17 protein-coding genes and 1 pseudogene are annotated in these 14,858 nt (G+C 72.6%); 16 read left to right on the forward strand and 2 right to left on the reverse strand.

Annotation, left to right across the window (positions count from 1 at the left end):
• Positions 1-32 precede the first annotated feature (32 nt).
• A complete protein-coding gene (locus tag KME66_RS26720; protein WP_216326807.1) occupies positions 33-1,529 on the forward strand; it encodes a helix-turn-helix domain-containing protein in 1,497 nt (498 codons plus the stop codon).
• Positions 1,530-1,715: 186 nt separating this feature from the next.
• On the opposite strand, the gene KME66_RS26725 is transcribed toward KME66_RS26720, so the two are convergent.
• Complete coding sequence (locus tag KME66_RS26725; RefSeq protein ID WP_216326809.1) at positions 1,716-2,348, reverse strand: TIGR03085 family metal-binding protein; 633 nt, start codon at positions 2,346-2,348, stop codon at positions 1,716-1,718.
• Positions 2,349-2,432: 84 nt separating this feature from the next.
• Between KME66_RS26725 and hisI the strand changes: the two genes are divergently transcribed.
• From hisI to KME66_RS34200, 12 genes and pseudogenes are all read left to right on the forward strand, one after another.
• Entirely contained in the window at positions 2,433-2,807 is a 375-nt protein-coding gene (gene hisI / locus KME66_RS26730; RefSeq protein WP_073217725.1) for a phosphoribosyl-AMP cyclohydrolase, read from the forward strand.
• 9 nt (positions 2,808-2,816) lie between these two features.
• Entirely contained in the window at positions 2,817-4,310 is a 1,494-nt protein-coding gene (locus KME66_RS26735; RefSeq protein WP_216326812.1) for an anthranilate synthase component I, read from the forward strand.
• A 48-nt stretch (positions 4,311-4,358) separates the two neighbouring features.
• On the forward strand, positions 4,359-5,027 hold the full coding sequence (locus KME66_RS26740; RefSeq protein WP_216326815.1) for a TIGR02234 family membrane protein: 669 nt from the start codon (positions 4,359-4,361) through the stop codon (positions 5,025-5,027).
• A 217-nt stretch (positions 5,028-5,244) separates the two neighbouring features.
• Entirely contained in the window at positions 5,245-5,496 is a 252-nt protein-coding gene (locus KME66_RS26745) for an HGxxPAAW family protein (protein WP_073217715.1), read from the forward strand.
• A gap of 283 nt (positions 5,497-5,779) precedes the next feature.
• The gene (locus tag KME66_RS26750; protein WP_216326818.1) at positions 5,780-6,220 is read left to right on the forward strand and encodes a DUF2752 domain-containing protein; all 441 of its coding nucleotides are present in this window, start codon (positions 5,780-5,782) and stop codon (positions 6,218-6,220) included.
• A 136-nt stretch (positions 6,221-6,356) separates the two neighbouring features.
• Positions 6,357-7,166: an indole-3-glycerol phosphate synthase TrpC gene (trpC, locus tag KME66_RS26755; protein ID WP_073217709.1), complete on the forward strand. Its 810-nt coding sequence runs from the start codon at positions 6,357-6,359 to the stop codon at positions 7,164-7,166.
• 17 nt (positions 7,167-7,183) lie between these two features.
• Positions 7,184-7,393, forward strand: coding sequence for a tryptophan biosynthesis modulator TrpM (locus KME66_RS26760; protein WP_216326821.1), 210 nt, complete (start codon positions 7,184-7,186; stop codon positions 7,391-7,393).
• A gap of 143 nt (positions 7,394-7,536) precedes the next feature.
• Positions 7,537-8,823 carry a tryptophan synthase subunit beta gene (trpB, locus tag KME66_RS26765; protein ID WP_216326824.1) on the forward strand — a complete coding sequence of 429 codons (1,287 nt, stop codon included), beginning with the start codon at positions 7,537-7,539 and terminating at the stop codon, positions 8,821-8,823.
• On the forward strand, positions 8,820-9,632 hold the full coding sequence (gene trpA, locus KME66_RS26770) for a tryptophan synthase subunit alpha (protein WP_216326827.1): 813 nt from the start codon (positions 8,820-8,822) through the stop codon (positions 9,630-9,632). Before trpB ends, trpA begins: the two co-directional genes overlap by 4 nt.
• 74 nt (positions 9,633-9,706) lie before the next feature.
• On the forward strand, positions 9,707-10,573 hold the full coding sequence (locus KME66_RS26775; protein ID WP_073217697.1) for a thioredoxin domain-containing protein: 867 nt from the start codon (positions 9,707-9,709) through the stop codon (positions 10,571-10,573).
• 98 nt (positions 10,574-10,671) lie between these two features.
• Positions 10,672-11,691, forward strand: a complete 1,020-nt coding sequence (gene lgt, locus KME66_RS26780) for a prolipoprotein diacylglyceryl transferase (protein WP_216326830.1) — start codon at positions 10,672-10,674, stop codon at positions 11,689-11,691.
• Between the two features lie 312 nt (positions 11,692-12,003).
• Positions 12,004-12,186 (forward strand): annotated as a pseudogene (locus KME66_RS34200) (response regulator transcription factor); the annotation flags it as partial.
• A gap of 33 nt (positions 12,187-12,219) precedes the next feature.
• On the opposite strand, the gene KME66_RS34205 reads toward KME66_RS34200, so the two are convergent.
• On the reverse strand, positions 12,220-12,378 hold the full coding sequence (locus tag KME66_RS34205; protein WP_253208635.1) for a hypothetical protein: 159 nt from the start codon (positions 12,376-12,378) through the stop codon (positions 12,220-12,222).
• 16 nt (positions 12,379-12,394) lie between these two features.
• Between KME66_RS34205 and KME66_RS26790 the strand changes: the two genes are divergently transcribed.
• From KME66_RS26790 to KME66_RS26800, 3 genes are all read left to right on the forward strand, one after another.
• Complete coding sequence (locus tag KME66_RS26790; protein WP_216326833.1) at positions 12,395-13,000, forward strand: hypothetical protein; 606 nt, start codon at positions 12,395-12,397, stop codon at positions 12,998-13,000.
• A 135-nt stretch (positions 13,001-13,135) separates the two neighbouring features.
• Positions 13,136-13,750 (forward strand): SdpA family antimicrobial peptide system protein, encoded by a 615-nt coding sequence (locus KME66_RS26795; RefSeq protein WP_216326836.1) that lies wholly within the window; start codon positions 13,136-13,138, stop codon positions 13,748-13,750.
• Positions 13,744-14,829: a sporulation-delaying protein SdpB family protein gene (locus KME66_RS26800; RefSeq protein ID WP_216326840.1), complete on the forward strand. Its 1,086-nt coding sequence runs from the start codon at positions 13,744-13,746 to the stop codon at positions 14,827-14,829. Before KME66_RS26795 ends, KME66_RS26800 begins: the two co-directional genes overlap by 7 nt.
• Positions 14,830-14,858: the final 29 nt, after the last annotated feature.

Here is a 14,858-nt window from a genome sequence, read left to right on the forward strand (position 1 = left end):
GCGCGGCCGGCCGATTCCCGGTGGAGGCCGCCATGCCACAGGTCGTACGTTCGCGGACGGGGGCGCTGCGCGGCTCCTCTCCGGTACCGCCGTTGCCGCACCGCTTCCGGTCCCTGGCCGACCGCGAGGCCGTCGAGGTGCTGCACCGGGCCGCCCGGGTCCTCGTCGCGTCGCTGCCCGCCCTCACCGACCGGCTCGTCGAGGCCCTGTACGCCCAGGAGCCCGCCTACCGGGCGGCGATCGACTCCGACCGGGCCGAGGTCTGGCAGGAGGTCCACCACTCCCTGCGGCACAACGTCGGCTCCCTGATCCAGCCCCGCGAGTTCCGGGAGTCCGCCCACCGCACCTCCCGCTGGATCGGGGAGGTCCGGGCCGAGCAGGGCGTCCCGCTCGACGCCGTCCTGCACGCCTTCCGGATGGGCGGCGCGATGGTCTGGCAGGACCTGGTGGACGAGACCGCCCGCCGCGACCCCGACGACATCCGGCTGCTCGTCCATGTCGCCGCCGACGTGTGGAACTTCGTCGACGAGCACTGCGGGGTCGTCGCCGACGCCTACCGCCAGGCCGAGCGGCGGCTGTCCTGGCGGCGCGAGAACCGGCAGCGGCTCATGGTCGCCGCCCTGCTCGACGGGACCGCCCGGATCGCGGACCTGGCCGAGGCGGCGGAGATGCTGGGGCTGCCGGAGCAGGGCCGGTACGCCGTACTCGCCGTGGCGGGGAACCACCGCGGCGCGACGGGGGGTGCCCCGGCCGCTGCGGTGGGCGGGGCGGAGGCGCCCCTGCCCGGTGCGGGGGGTGGGGTCCGCCCGTCGGTGTCCCTGCCCGGTCCGACAGGCGTGGCTCGTCCGTCGGTGTCCCTGCCCGGTCCGACAGGCGTGGCTCGTCCGTCGGTGACCCTGCCCGGTCCGGAGGGTGGAGTCCGTCCCTCGGCGCCCCTGCCCGGTCCGGAAGGCGTGGCCCGCCCGTCGCCGGCCCTGCCCGCCGCCGAGCCGGGTGGCGCGGTGCTCTGGCACCCGGGCCCGGACGCCGATTTCGCGATCCTGCCGCTGACGGGCCCGTCCGGCGAACTGAGCGAACTGGCCGCCACCCTGGACGTGCCGCCCGGGACCCGGGCCGGGATCGGCTCCGCCGTCGAGGGCCTGGCCGCCCTCGGCGAGGCCCGGCGGCTGGCGGAGACCGCGCTGCGCGCCTGTCCGGCCTCCGGGGGGACCGTTCTGCTCGACGAGCATCTCCCGGACGCCCTGGTGGTGTCGTCCCCGGCGCTCGCCGGAGCGCTCGCCGACCGGGTGCTGGGGCCGCTGGAGCGACTGGACCCCACCGACCGCGACGTCATCGTGGAGACCCTCACCGCGTGGCTGGACGCGGACGGCTCGGCCCAGCGGGCGGGGGCCCGGCTCTACTGCCACCGCAACACCGTCCTCAACCGGCTCCGCCGCTTCGAACAGCTCACCGGCCGCTGCCTCACCCGCCCCCGGGACGCGGTCGAGGTCTCGCTGGCCCTGGCGGCACGACGGCTCGTGGGCGGCTGAGGAGTTCGGGCCGCCCGCCCGCCGGTCGTTCGCCCGCCGCGACCCATCGCCGCCCTGGCTCGGGCCCCACGGTGGCGCGCCACCGCTGTCACCGCGTGCGTCGGCTCGACCGCCCCGGCCGGGTCCGCCACACCCGGCCGGACACCCGCCGGACCACCGGCCGCCCGCCCCGGCACGCGTCCCGCGTCACATCCCCAGTTCGGCCTTCCGCAGCCGCTCCACTGCGGCCTCGTCGCCCTCCACCCGCACATCCGCGGACTCCTGCCGGCCGAACGCGTACAGCAGCAGCTCGCCCGGCTCCCCGGTCACCGTCACCACCGGGGTGCCCTTGTGGGCCACCGCCGTCCGGCCGTCCGGACGGCGCAGCACCAGCCCCACGGGGGATCTGCGGCCCAGCATCCGGGAGGCCTTCTCGGTGTGGGACCAGAGCACGTCGGCGAAGACCGGGTCCAGCTCGCGGCGCGACCAGTCGGGCTGGGCCCGGCGCACGTCCTCCGCGTGGACGAAGAACTCCACCGTGTTGGCCGCCTCGTCGATCTGCTTCAGGGCCATCGGGGAGAACCGGGGCGGTCCGGTACGGATCAGCTGGATCAGCTCCTCGTACGGCTTCGCCGCGAACTCCGCCTGCACCCGCTCCATCCGGGCCTTCAGGGCGCTCACCAGCAGCCCGCCCGCCGCGTCCGCGCGGCGTTCGCGGACCACCACATGGGCGGCCAGGTCGCGGGTCTTCCAGCCGTCGCACAGGGTCAGGGCCTCGGGACCGGCCGCTTCCAACAGATCGGCGAGCAGAAGACGTTCACGCTTCGCATGGGTCGACATGCCCGCCAGCGTACGACCGTCACCCCCGGTCCGCCCAGTGGACGTCCGGCCGGGAGACGCCCGGCGCCACGGCACAATGGCCCCATGACCAGCACGCCCGACCGCACCCCGCCCGCCGGCAACCTCGACCCGGCCGTCGCCGCCCGTCTCAAGCGCGGCGCCGACGGCCTGGTCCCGGCCATCGCCCAGCAGTACGACACCGGTGAGGTGCTGATGCTCGGCTGGATGGACGACGAGGCGCTGCACCGCACCCTCACCACGGGCCGCTGCACCTACTGGTCGCGCAGCCGCCAGGAGTACTGGGTCAAGGGCGACACCTCGGGCCACGTCCAGCACGTGAAGTCCGTCGCCCTGGACTGCGACGCCGACACCGTCCTCGTCAAGGTCGACCAGACCGGCGCCGCCTGCCACACGGGCGACCGCACCTGCTTCGACGCCGACGTCCTCCTCGACAGCTAAGGTCCGGCCATGGATCTCGACACCTTCCGCAAGCTGGCCGTCGACCGGCGCGTCGTCCCCGTCAGCCGCCGCCTCCTCGCGGACGGCGACACCCCGGTCGGCCTGTACCGCAAGCTCGCCGCCGAACGCCCCGGCACCTTCCTGCTGGAGTCGGCCGAGAACGGCCGCACCTGGTCGCGCTACTCCTTCATCGGCGTCCGCAGCGACGCCACCCTCACCACCCGCGACGGCCAGGCCCACTGGCTCGGCACCCCTCCCGTCGGCGTCCCCGTGGCAGGCGATCCGCTGGACGCGCTGCGGGCCACCGTCGAGACCCTGCACACCCCGCGCGACCTGGTGAGCGACCTGGGCCTGCCCCCGTTCACCGGCGGCATGGTCGGCTACCTCGGCTACGACGTCGTGCGCCGCCTGGAGAAGATCGGCGAGCACGGCGGCGACGACCTGGAGCTGCCCGAGCTCACCATGCTCCTCACCTCGGACCTCGCCGTCCTCGACCACCAGAACGGCACCGTCCTGCTCATCGCCAACGCGATCAACCACAACGACCTCGCCACCGGCGTCGACGAGGCATACGCGGACGCCGTCGCCCGCCTCGACGCGATGGAGCGCGACCTGCGCCGCCCGGTCGAGAACGCCCCGGCCGTCCTGCCCCCGTCCGAGCTGCCCCCGTACACCGCACGATGGGGCGGCGAGGCCTACCAGGAGGCCGTCGACGACATCAAGGAGCGCATCCGGGCGGGCGAGGCCTTCCAGGTCGTGCCCTCCCAGCGCTTCGAGACCCCCTGCGCCGCGAGCGCGCTGGACGTCTACCGGGTCCTGCGGGCCACCAACCCGTCCCCGTACATGTACCTCTTCCGCTTCGACGGGTTCGACGTCGTCGGCTCCAGCCCCGAGGCCCTCGTCAAGGTCGAGGACGGCCGGGCCATGGTCCACCCGATCGCCGGGACCCGGCACCGCGGCGCCACCCCGCAGGAGGACCAGGCGCTCGCCGAGGAACTGCTCGCCGACCCCAAGGAGCGTGCCGAGCACCTGATGCTCGTCGACCTCGGCCGCAACGACCTGGGGCGGGTCTGCGAACCGGGCAGCGTCGAGGTCGTCGACTTCATGTCGATCGAGCGCTACTCCCACGTGATGCACATCGTCTCCACCGTCACCGGCCGCGTCACCGAGGACCGCACCGCCTTCGACGTCCTCACCGCCTGCTTCCCCGCGGGCACCCTCTCCGGCGCCCCCAAGCCCCGTGCCATGCAGATCATCGAGGAGCTGGAGCCGAGCCGCCGGGGACTGTACGGGGGCTGCGTCGGCTACCTCGACTTCGCCGGGGACTCCGACACCGCCATCGCCATCCGCACCGCCCTGCTCCGCGACGGCACCGCGTACGTGCAGGCCGGGGCGGGCGTCGTCGCCGACTCCGACCCGGTCGCCGAGGACACCGAATGCCGCAACAAGGCGGCGGCCGTGCTCCGCGCCGTCCACACGGCCAACCGGCTCCACGACCGCTGAGGCGCTGAGGGCCGACCGGCTCCACGGGCATCGGGGCGGTAGGGGATAGTGGAGGGCGTGAGTGCTGTTCCCGTACCCCAGCCCCGTGCCCGAACCGCCGACTCCGCGTCCGGCGCCGCGCCCGACCCGAAAGGGAGCCGCCGGTCCCTCGCGGCCGGTCTGCTCCTGGGCGCTGCGGGCGCGACCGTCGTCCTTCTCGCCTCCGGGCAGACCTGGGCCGAGGGCCGGGCGGCCACCGGCGGCGGCGCGCTGCCGCTGACCGCCGACGGCCGGGACGTCACGGGCGCCCCCGCCGCGCTCGCCATCGTCGGGCTCGCCGCGCTCGTCGCCGTCTTCGCCGTACGCGGCGCGGGCCGCCGCATCGTCGCCGCGCTCCTGGCCCTCAGCGGCCTCGGCGCCGCCCTCAGCGCCTGGGCCGGCGCCTCCGACAGCACCACCCTCGACGAGGAGGCGGCCAGGACCACCGGCGACGCGGCGGCCACGATCCACGCCCTCAGCCACACCGCCTGGCCCTACGTCACGGCCGCCGGCGGCCTGCTGATCCTGCTGGCCGGGCTCCTCGCCCTGCGCTACGGCAGCCGCTGGCCCGCCATGTCCGGGAAGTACGAGCGCGACGGCACCCCCCGCCCCGGCAGGCAGTCCCGCACCGCCCCCGACCCGGACCGGCCCGAGGACCTGTGGAAGGCCCTGGACCGCGGCGAGGACCCCACCCGCTAGGTGTGGTGTCCCGGGACGCCGGTGACCTGCGTGCCGCGTTCTCGACACGGGTGAGTGCCTCCGGCGGACCCGGCCCCGATCCGCGGGGCAGGTCCCGGGCGTGGACCCCACGCTCACCCCCCGGCGGCCCGTACGGGACAATGGACCCGAGCCGTCCCCCGGGCGGCGGCCCCACCTACAGCGTCACCCACAGCGCAACACCAACGAGGAGCAACTCATGGCGGGCACGAGCCACGGACACACCCCGGCCGCCTGGACCGGTGTCATCATCTCGTTCATCGGCTTCTGCGTCGCAGGCGTCTTCATGGTCGCGGCCAACCCGCTCGGTTTCTGGGCCGGCGTCGTCGTGGTCTTCGCCGGCGGACTCGTGGGCCTCGCCATGCGGGCCGCCGGTCTCGGCGCGCAGAAGGAGTCCGCCGAGATGGCCGCGGCCAGGGCGCGCGCCGGACAGGCGCAGACCTCCCACTGATCCGGCCGCCGGACCGTCCCGGCGCCCGACACGCAGACAGGCGCAGCCCCGGGTGGGGCTGCGCCTTTTCGCGTCGGCGGGGGACAATCGGCGGGTGGACGCCTCGACTCCCCCCGCCGCAGCCCAGCCGCCGGACCCCGACCCCCGGGGCGACGGCCCCCGGAACACGCCCCTGACGGTCTGCCCGACCCCCGACCCCCCAGCCCGTCCGGCGCTTCGGGACGGGGCCCCCGGAGAGGCGGGCCCGGAGGCCTCGGCATCCCCGGGCGAAGGGACCTCACGGGTGCACCAGCCCCACGACCACGGTTCCGTCCTCGAACACCGGCCGGGCCGGGTGCGCTGGCTCGGCACCCCCTTCGGCATCCTCGCCGCCGTCACCGGCGCCTTCGCCTACGTCGGCACCGTCGACCCCAACGAGCCCGGCCACTACCCGGTCTGCCCGCTGCTCCAGCTGACCGGGGTGCTCTGCCCCGGCTGCGGCGGACTCCGCAGCGCCCACGCCTTCATCACCGGTGACCTCGGCGGGGCCCTCTCCGCCAACGCGATCGCCACCGTCGGCTACGTCCTCTTCGCCGGCGTCTGGGCCCTCTGGCTGGTCCGGGCCTGGCGCGGACAGCCCCTGCGGATCGCCCTGGCCCCCGCCTGGTGGTGGGGCGTGGGAGCCGTCCTGCTGGTCTTCACCGTCGTCCGGAATCTGCCGTTCGGCTCGGCGCTGGCCCCCTGAAACGCACGGCCGGCCCGCGAAATGCCCAGCTGGTGGGACGCGGCGTGGCCGGATGCGAACCCTGGGCCCTCCTGCGGATACCATCGGTACGGCTGATCCTGTTCCCTATTCACCGTTCCGGAAGGGGGCCGCTCGCGTGAGTGTGCTCGACGAGATCATCGACGGCGTTCGCGCCGACCTCGCGGAGCGACAGGCGCGCGTCAGCCTCGACGAGCTGAAGGAGCGCGCCGCCCGCGCCCCCCAGGCCAAGGACGGAGTCGCCGCCCTGCGCGGCGAGGGTGTCACCGTCATCTGCGAGGTCAAGCGCTCGTCGCCCTCCAAGGGGGCCCTGGCCGCCATCGCCGACCCGGCCGCGCTCGCCGCGGACTACGAGGCGGGCGGCGCGTCCGTCATCTCGGTCCTCACCGAGGAGCGCCGCTTCGGCGGCTCGCTGGCCGACCTGGAGGCCGTCCGGGCCAAGGTCGACACGCCGATCCTGCGCAAGGACTTCATCGTCACCTCGTACCAGCTGTGGGAGGCCCGCGCCTACGGCGCCGACCTCGCCCTCCTGATCGTCGCCGCCCTCGACCAGGAGGCCCTGGTCTCCCTCATCGAGCGCGCCGAGTCGATCGGCCTCACCCCGATCGTCGAGGCGCACGACGAGGAGGAGGCGGAGCGCGCCGTGGACGCCGGAGCCAGGATCATCGGCGTCAACGCGCGCAATCTGAAGGACCTCAAGGTCGACCGCTCCACCTTCGAGCGGGTCGCCCCCGAGATCCCCGACCACATCGTCAAGGTCGCCGAGTCCGGCGTCCGCGGTCCGCACGACCTGATCGCCTACGCCAACGCCGGAGCCGACGCCGTCCTGGTCGGCGAGTCCCTGGTGACCGGCCGCGACCCGCGCGCCGCCGTCGCCGACCTGGTCGCCGCGGGCGCCCACCCGGCCCTCCGCCACGGCCGCGGCTGACCGGGAGACCCACCACCATGACCGACCGTCCCGTCGCCCGCACCCGGCCGGGCCTGCGTTCCGCCGTCGCGCCGGCCCGGGACCCGCACGCCCCCTGGCGCGCGGCTGCCGCCCCGCGGCTGCCGCGCCCCGCCCGGCGCGTGCACGGACGGCGGGTGCGGTACGTCATCGGCGACGAGCCCGGCCAGGTCAACGGCATGCGATGGCGCCCGGGGCCCGCGCTGTAGGCGAGCCCCGGCCGACGTACCGCAGGACCCCAGCACGTTCGTACGTACGACCGCACCACCGGGACCGCACGCCGGTCCCGGTGGCGCTCGCCGCTTCGCGCACACGGTGAACCCACCCGTTGCCATGCCAAGGAGCACGTCGCATGACGTCCGAGTTCTTCGTTCCGGACCCCGAGGGTCTGATCCCCAGCGCCGAGGGCTATTTCGGCGCGTACGGCGGCAAGTTCATCCCGGAGGCGCTCGTCGCCGCCGTGGACGAGGTCGCCGTCGAGTACGACAAGGCCAAGGCCGACCCGGCGTTCGCCGCCGAGCTCAACGAGCTGATGGTGAACTACACGGGCCGCCCCAGCGCGCTGACCGAGGTCCCGCGCTTCGCCGAGCACGCGGGCGGCGCCCGGATCTTCCTCAAGCGCGAGGACCTGAACCACACCGGCTCGCACAAGATCAACAACGTGCTGGGCCAGGCCCTCCTCACCCGGCGCATGGGCAAGACCCGTGTCATCGCGGAGACCGGAGCCGGCCAGCACGGCGTCGCCACCGCGACCGCCTGCGCGCTCTTCGGCCTCGACTGCACCATCTACATGGGCGAGATCGACACCCAGCGCCAGGCCCTGAACGTGGCCCGGATGCGGATGCTCGGCGCCGAGGTCGTCGCCGTGAAGTCCGGCTCGCGGACCCTGAAGGACGCCATCAACGAGGCGTTCCGCGACTGGGTCGCCAACGTGGACCGCACCCACTACCTCTTCGGTACTGTCGCGGGCCCGCACCCCTTCCCCGCGATGGTCCGCGACTTCCACCGCGTCATCGGCGTCGAGGCCCGCCGCCAGCTCCTGGAGCGCGCCGGGCGCCTCCCGGACGCGGCGGTCGCCTGCGTCGGCGGCGGCTCCAACGCCATCGGCCTCTTCCACGCCTTCATCCCCGACGAGGGCGTCCGCCTCGTCGGCTGCGAGCCCGCCGGGCACGGGGTGGAGACCGGCGAGCACGCGGCGACCCTCACCGCGGGGGAGCCCGGCATCCTGCACGGCTCCCGCTCCTACGTCCTCCAGGACGACGAGGGCCAGATCACCGAGCCCTACTCCATCTCGGCCGGGCTCGACTACCCCGGCATCGGCCCCGAGCACTCCTACCTCAAGGACGCGGGGCGGGGCGAGTACCGCGCGGTCACCGACGACGCGGCCATGCAGGCCCTGCGCCTGCTGTCCCGCACCGAGGGCATCATCCCGGCCATCGAGAGCGCCCACGCCCTCGCCGGGGCCCTGGACCTGGGCAAGGAGCTGGGCAGGGACGGGCTGATCCTCGTCAACCTGTCCGGCCGCGGTGACAAGGACATGGACACCGCCGCCCGCTACTTCGGGCTCTACGACACCGACGCCGCCGTCGAGGCGGACGCCGGCAGCGACAGCGCCGAGATCGAGGGGGACGCCAAGTGAGCGGCAACATCGAGCTGTTGAACACCACGCTGGCCGCCGCGAAGGCCGCGGACCGGGCGGCGCTCATCGCCTACCTCCCGGCGGGCTTCCCGACCGTCGACGGCGGTGTCGAAGCGGTCAAGGCGGTCGTCGCGGGCGGCGCGGACGTCGTCGAGGTCGGGCTCCCGCACAGCGACCCGGTCCTCGACGGACCGGTCATCCAGACCGCCGACGACATCGCCCTGCGCGGCGGCGTCCGCATCGCCGACGTGATGCGCACGGTCCGCGAGGCGTACGAGGCCACCGGCGTGCCGATCCTCGTCATGACGTACTGGAACCCCATCGACCGCTACGGTGTCGAGCGCTTCACCGCCGAGCTGGCCGAGGCGGGCGGCGCCGGGTGCATCCTGCCCGACCTGCCGGTCCAGGAGTCCGCGCTGTGGCGTGAGCACGCCGACAAGCACGGCCTGGCCACCGTGTTCGTCGTCGCCCCCAGCAGCCAGGACGCCCGCCTCGCCACCATCACGGCGGCCGGCAGCGGCTTCGTCTACGCCGCGTCCCTGATGGGTGTCACCGGCACCCGCGCCTCCGTCGGCGCCCAGGCCCAGGAGCTGGTGGGACGCACCCGCGCCACCACCGACCTGCCGGTCTGTGTCGGCCTCGGTGTCTCCAACGCGGCGCAGGCCGCCGAGGTCGCCGGATTCGCCGACGGTGTGATCGTCGGCTCGGCCTTCGTCAAGGCCATGCTGGACGCCCCCGACGAGGCCGCCGGCCTGGCCGCCGTCCGTTCCCTGGCGGGCGAACTCGCCGAAGGTGTTCGAAAGCGCTGAGCCCGTGACCACCCGAATGGGTGGATTGTGGACCGGGGAGGCGCGCAGGTGCCTCCCCGGTTCGTTCCCCGGGTGTGAGCGACAAGATTCCTGAAGGAAACAGAAGCGCGCGCGAGCGCCTGGCCCAGCAGCGCGAGCGGGAGAAGGGGCGCGAGAAGCGCCGCCGGACGCTGATCGTCGCCTCGGCGGTGGTCGGGGTGCTCGGCCTGGCCGCCGTGGTCGGCCTGATCGCGGCCAACGCGGGCAAGGACGACGACAGCTCCGCCGCCGGCCCGGCGGTCGCCCCGTCGGGCGCGATGGGCGAGGACGCCCTGACTCTGCCGGTTGGCGCCGCCGACGCCCCGTCCACGCTGACGATCTGGGAGGACTTCCGCTGCCCGGTCTGCGCCCAGTTCGAGACCGTCTTCCGGGACACCATCGCCGAGCTGGCCGATGAGGGCCGGATCAGGGTGGAGTACCACCTGGCCACCATCATCGACGGCAACTTCGGCGGCAGCGGGTCACTGCGCGCCGCCAACGCCGCGGCCTGCGCCCAGGACGCCGGCAAGTTCATCCCGTATCACGACGTCCTCTTCAGCAACCAGCCTCCCGAGCCGGACGACGCCTTCGGCAAGAACAGCCGGCTGATCGAGCTGGCCGGCGAGGTCGACGGGCTCGACACGCCGGGCTTCCGCAGCTGTGTGGAGGACGGCGACCACGACAGCTGGGTGAAGAAGTCCGATACGGCGTTCCGCGAGGGCGGCTTCCCGGGCACGCCGACGGTGCTGCTCAACGGGGAGTCCGTCTTCCCGAGCAAGGGCGACGAGCAGATCTCCCCGGAGAACCTGAAGAAGTGGGTCGCCGAGGCCAACAAGGGCAAGAAGCCCGGCACCGCCACCCCGGCCACACCGGAGGAGGGGGTGTCCGACCCGGCGGCCCCGCCCTCGGAAACCGGCTCCTGACCGGGCTCCCGGCCCGGCTCTGACGCGGTCCTCGTTACCCGGATGATGCGGGGTGGCTTGCCGCAGGCACCACCCGGCAGGGTACCGTCGGTCTCGCCATGAACCTTGCCTCCATTCCCAGCCCGTCGAGCGGCGTCCTCGAAATCGGACCCATTCCGCTGCGCGGCTACGCACTCGCGATCATTGTCGGCCTCTTCTTCGGCCTGTGGGTTCTGAACCGCCGTTGGGTCGCCCGGGGAGGGAAGCACGGAACGAGTTGGGACATCGCCGTCTGGGCCGTTCCCTTCGGGCTGCTCGGCGGTCGGCTCTACCACGTGATCACCGACTACCAGCTGTACTTCGGTGAGAACCGCAACTGGGTCGACGCCTTCAAGGTGTGGGAGGGCGGTCTCGGCATCTGGGGCGCGGTCGCCCTGGGGGCGCTGGGAGCCTGGATCGGTTGTCGGCGGCGTGGTATCGCGCTGCCCCCCTTCGCCGACGCGACGGCGCCCGCGCTCGCCCTGGCCCAGGCGTTCGGCCGCTGGGGCAACTGGTTCAACCAGGAGCTGTACGGCAAGCCGACCGACCTCCCCTGGGCCCTGGAGATCAGCGACGGCCCGAACCGGGTCGCGGGTACCTACCACCCGACCTTCCTCTACGAATCGCTGTGGTGCGTCGGGGTCGCCCTGCTGGTCATGTGGGCCGATCGTCGTTTCAAGCTGGGCCACGGACGGGCTTTCGCGCTGTACGTCGCGGCCTACTGCGCCGGTCGCGGCTGGATCGAGTACATGCGGGTCGACGAGGCTCACCACGTCCTCGGCCTCCGGTTGAACGTGTGGACCGCGATCATCGTCTTCACGCTCGCCGTCGCCTACATCGTCATCTCCGCGAAGCTCCGCCCGGGCCGCGAGGAGATCGTCGAGCCGGACCAGGACGCCGCGGACGGCGGAGCTGCGAAGGGGGTTGCCGCGTCCACGGACAACTCCACGGACAGCTCCGCGGATGACTCCCAGGACGATGCCACGGACTCCCCGGAGACCCGTGCCGACGCGGCGGGCTCCGACGGCGCGAAGGCCCAGGCGGATGAGGCGGGCTCCGAGGACTCCGACGACAGAGGGTCGATTTCACGCCAGTCCTAGTGGCCGCCGGTGCGGTTGTTCCCCCTGGTTCCCCTGGTGCGGAAGGGGGGCCGCGCCACCGCCCGTAGCGACTCGACCTGTCAGAACTTGATCAGGAGAAGAACCCCGGAAGCCCGGTCAGGGCCTCCGGGGTTCTCGCGTACCGGGCTGTCCGGATGACGCCGGGATCGGCCGCGGGGCCGCCCGCGACGCAGGCGGCTCGTTTAGCATCGATGGCTCGAAAGCGATTGAAGGCGTGAGTCTTCGGCCTCGCTGAACAGCAAGTGAACGGGGGTTCAAGTGCACGCGGTTCAGGAATTGCGGGACGGTCGGGTGGATTCCGCACCGCCCTTGCGTCAATGCGACTGCGGGATCCTTCAAGAGGACGGAGGAATTCCGGAAATCGGCCTTCTCACATCGCGGGAGAGGCAGGTTCTCGTCGCCCTGGGGGCCGGTGCGTCCAACCGCACCCTGGCGCGACGTCTGGGAATCGCCGAACGTACCGTGAAGGGGCATATTTCCCACCTTCTGGAGAAACTGGGTCTGGTTTCACGCATGGAAGCGGTCGCCGTCGCCGTTCTTTACCATCGTCAACTGTGTTCTGCTGGAAGTGCCACCCCTCCCGAAAGTGCCGTAGCGGAGAGCGTCGTTGCCTGAGACCGTCTTCAGGTCGGCAATCGGCACCCCGTAATGGGCATCGGTCTGCACGGAGGGAAAATCACGCGTGAAGATTTCCAGTAAGAGAGTGGTCATGGGCACGGTGGCGGCTGTCGCGCTCGCCGGTCTGGGACCCGTGTCGGCGTCGGCCGCGACCGGGAACACGCCGGCCGTATCCGCCGCGACCCCGGTGAATGGCGAAACCCTTTACGAAGGTCTGTTCTTCGGCCAGGGGCCGGTGGCGAAGGCGCACCCCGACCTCACGCTCGCCCGCGGCAAGACGTCGTCGGCCGAGTCGGCGGAGGTGGCCGACACGGTGGTCGACGTCATCAAGGCCAAGGACAGCACCTTCTTCGACCGGTTCGGCTCGGAGATGCAGAGCGGCAACGAGGTGCGAGTCAACCGCATCCTCACCGAGGCGAGCCAGAACACCGTCGGTGCGATGCGGTCCGAGTACGGCGCCCCCGCCAAGGCGGAGGACAACCTCGGTGCCCAGTGCGTCGTCCTCGTCGTCGTCCTCGGCGTGGGCAACGTCGTGTACTTCGTCAACGCCTACGAGTCCGCGAACGTCGCCTACCAGGTCAACTGGGTCGACAGCGTCAGCCCGAAGGCCGGCGACACCATCAGCCGCGAGCGCTGGGTGCACCAGGCGGCCGGTGAGCTCAAGGTCTGACGGCACGGGGTGGCCCGCCCGTAGTGCGCCGGGCCACGCGCTCCATCGAGATGAGGCCGGGGCCGGCCTGCCTCCGTGCGCGAGGGAGGGGCCGGCCCCGGTCCGCGGATCACCAGGCGAGGAAGGGAACGAACCGTGCCGGAGGAAGTTCGCCGGGTCGCAGCGGGCAAGGGGGAGCCACCCGGCAACCAGGAGCCCCCCGCCAACCCGGGGATGGGCAAGCTGCTGATCGCCGTCATCGCCTTCTGGACGCTGGTCGGCGGCTATGTGCTGCACACCCAGTTGCCCAGCAATGCCGTCCAGCTACCCGGTCAGGCCGGAATGGAGCGGACCGTCCGGGTGGTGACGCCCCAGGGCTGGGCCTTCTTCACCAAGTCTCCTCGCGACGCCAAGATCGAGGTCTGGACCCGGGATTCCGGCGGGAAATGGAACGACGCCCTGCTCGCACCGCATTCCGAAGCGCGGAACGCTTTCGGTTTCAACCGCACGTCGCGGGCCCAGGGCGTCGAACTCGGCCAGCTCCAGGCACGGGTCAGCCCCAGTGCCTGGAAAACCTGTGACGACGGGGATCTGGCACGCTGCCTGTCCGCTTTCGGGGATCCGATCGCCGCGAAGGCTCCGGTGCCCCGGCCGCTTCTGTGCGGAGCCGTCGGTGTCACCCAGCAGGAAGTCCTGCCATGGGCGTGGTCGGATTCCGAGGGAGATATGAAAATGCCCGGGAAGGTAGCGGTCCTGGAGGTCGCATGCTGACCGCAAGATGGGACGCTTTCGCCTCTCGCATCGCTTCCCTGTCGCCGTGGACCAACGTCTACGGATTGGCCAGGACGCTCATCGCTCTCGGTACACTGTCCACTCTGCTGGCCACCGGCACCGATTCTCTTTTCCTGCCGGCCCAGGGAGTCCCCGACTTTCCCAAGTGCGACGGCCCCTCCGCCATCGGTATCTACTGTGCGATGCCTGGTGAGAATGTGGGGTTCGCACGACTGGTTTCCATTCTCGTCCTCCTTGTCGTGGTCTCCGGATGGCGGCCCCGCTACACCGCGATTCCGCACTGGTGGATCACCTTCAGCTTCCAGGCCAACGTCACCGCCCCCGACGGCGGTGACCAGATCGCGGCGGTCGTGGCCCTGCTGATGATCCCGATCGCTCTCGGGGACTCCCGCACCTGGCACTGGGGCGCGGGGCCCGACCGGGTCGCACGCGAAGGAGGCTCCCGCGGCTGGTCGCTCTTCGCCTGGTCCGCGTCGGTCGTGATCCGGATCCAGGTGGCCGGGCTCTACTTCCAGTCGTCGGTGGCCAAACTCAGCCATACGGAGTGGGCCGACGGAACCTCGCTCTTCTACTGGCTCCGCGACCCCTACTTCGGGGCGCCGGGCTGGATCTCCCCGCTGACGGACGCGATCACCCGCACCAGTTTCGGTGTCATCGCCCTGACCTGGGGACCTCTCGTCATCGAGTTCGCGATGGTGCTCGGGCTCTTCGCCAAACGATCGGTCCGTCCGTACCTCTTGGCCGCCGGGGTGTCCCTGCACTTCGCCATCGGCCTGCTGATGGGCCTCGGCAGCTTCGCCCTCGCCATGTTCGGTTGCCTGGTGCTGCTGCTGCGCCCCCTCGACGAACCCTTCGGCTGGGTCGACCGGCTGATCGGGCGGTGGCGCTCCACAGCCCTCGGCCGGCGGCTCGCCCGCGGTCCCGGGGGTGTCCGCACCCGTACGCGGCCCGCGGGGGCCCGCCCGGTGGCCGAAGCGCCGGAGAAGGACCCCGAGCCCGTGGCGCGGAGCAGCTCCCGGTCCGCCGCGCAGCCGACGACCGACTTCGCGAAGGGCTGATCCGATGGCGGGCGTACGCGTCGCGAGGG

Origin of the sequence: Streptomyces sp. YPW6 (assembly GCF_018866325.1) — a bacterium.
GTDB lineage: Bacteria > Actinomycetota > Actinomycetes > Streptomycetales > Streptomycetaceae > Streptomyces.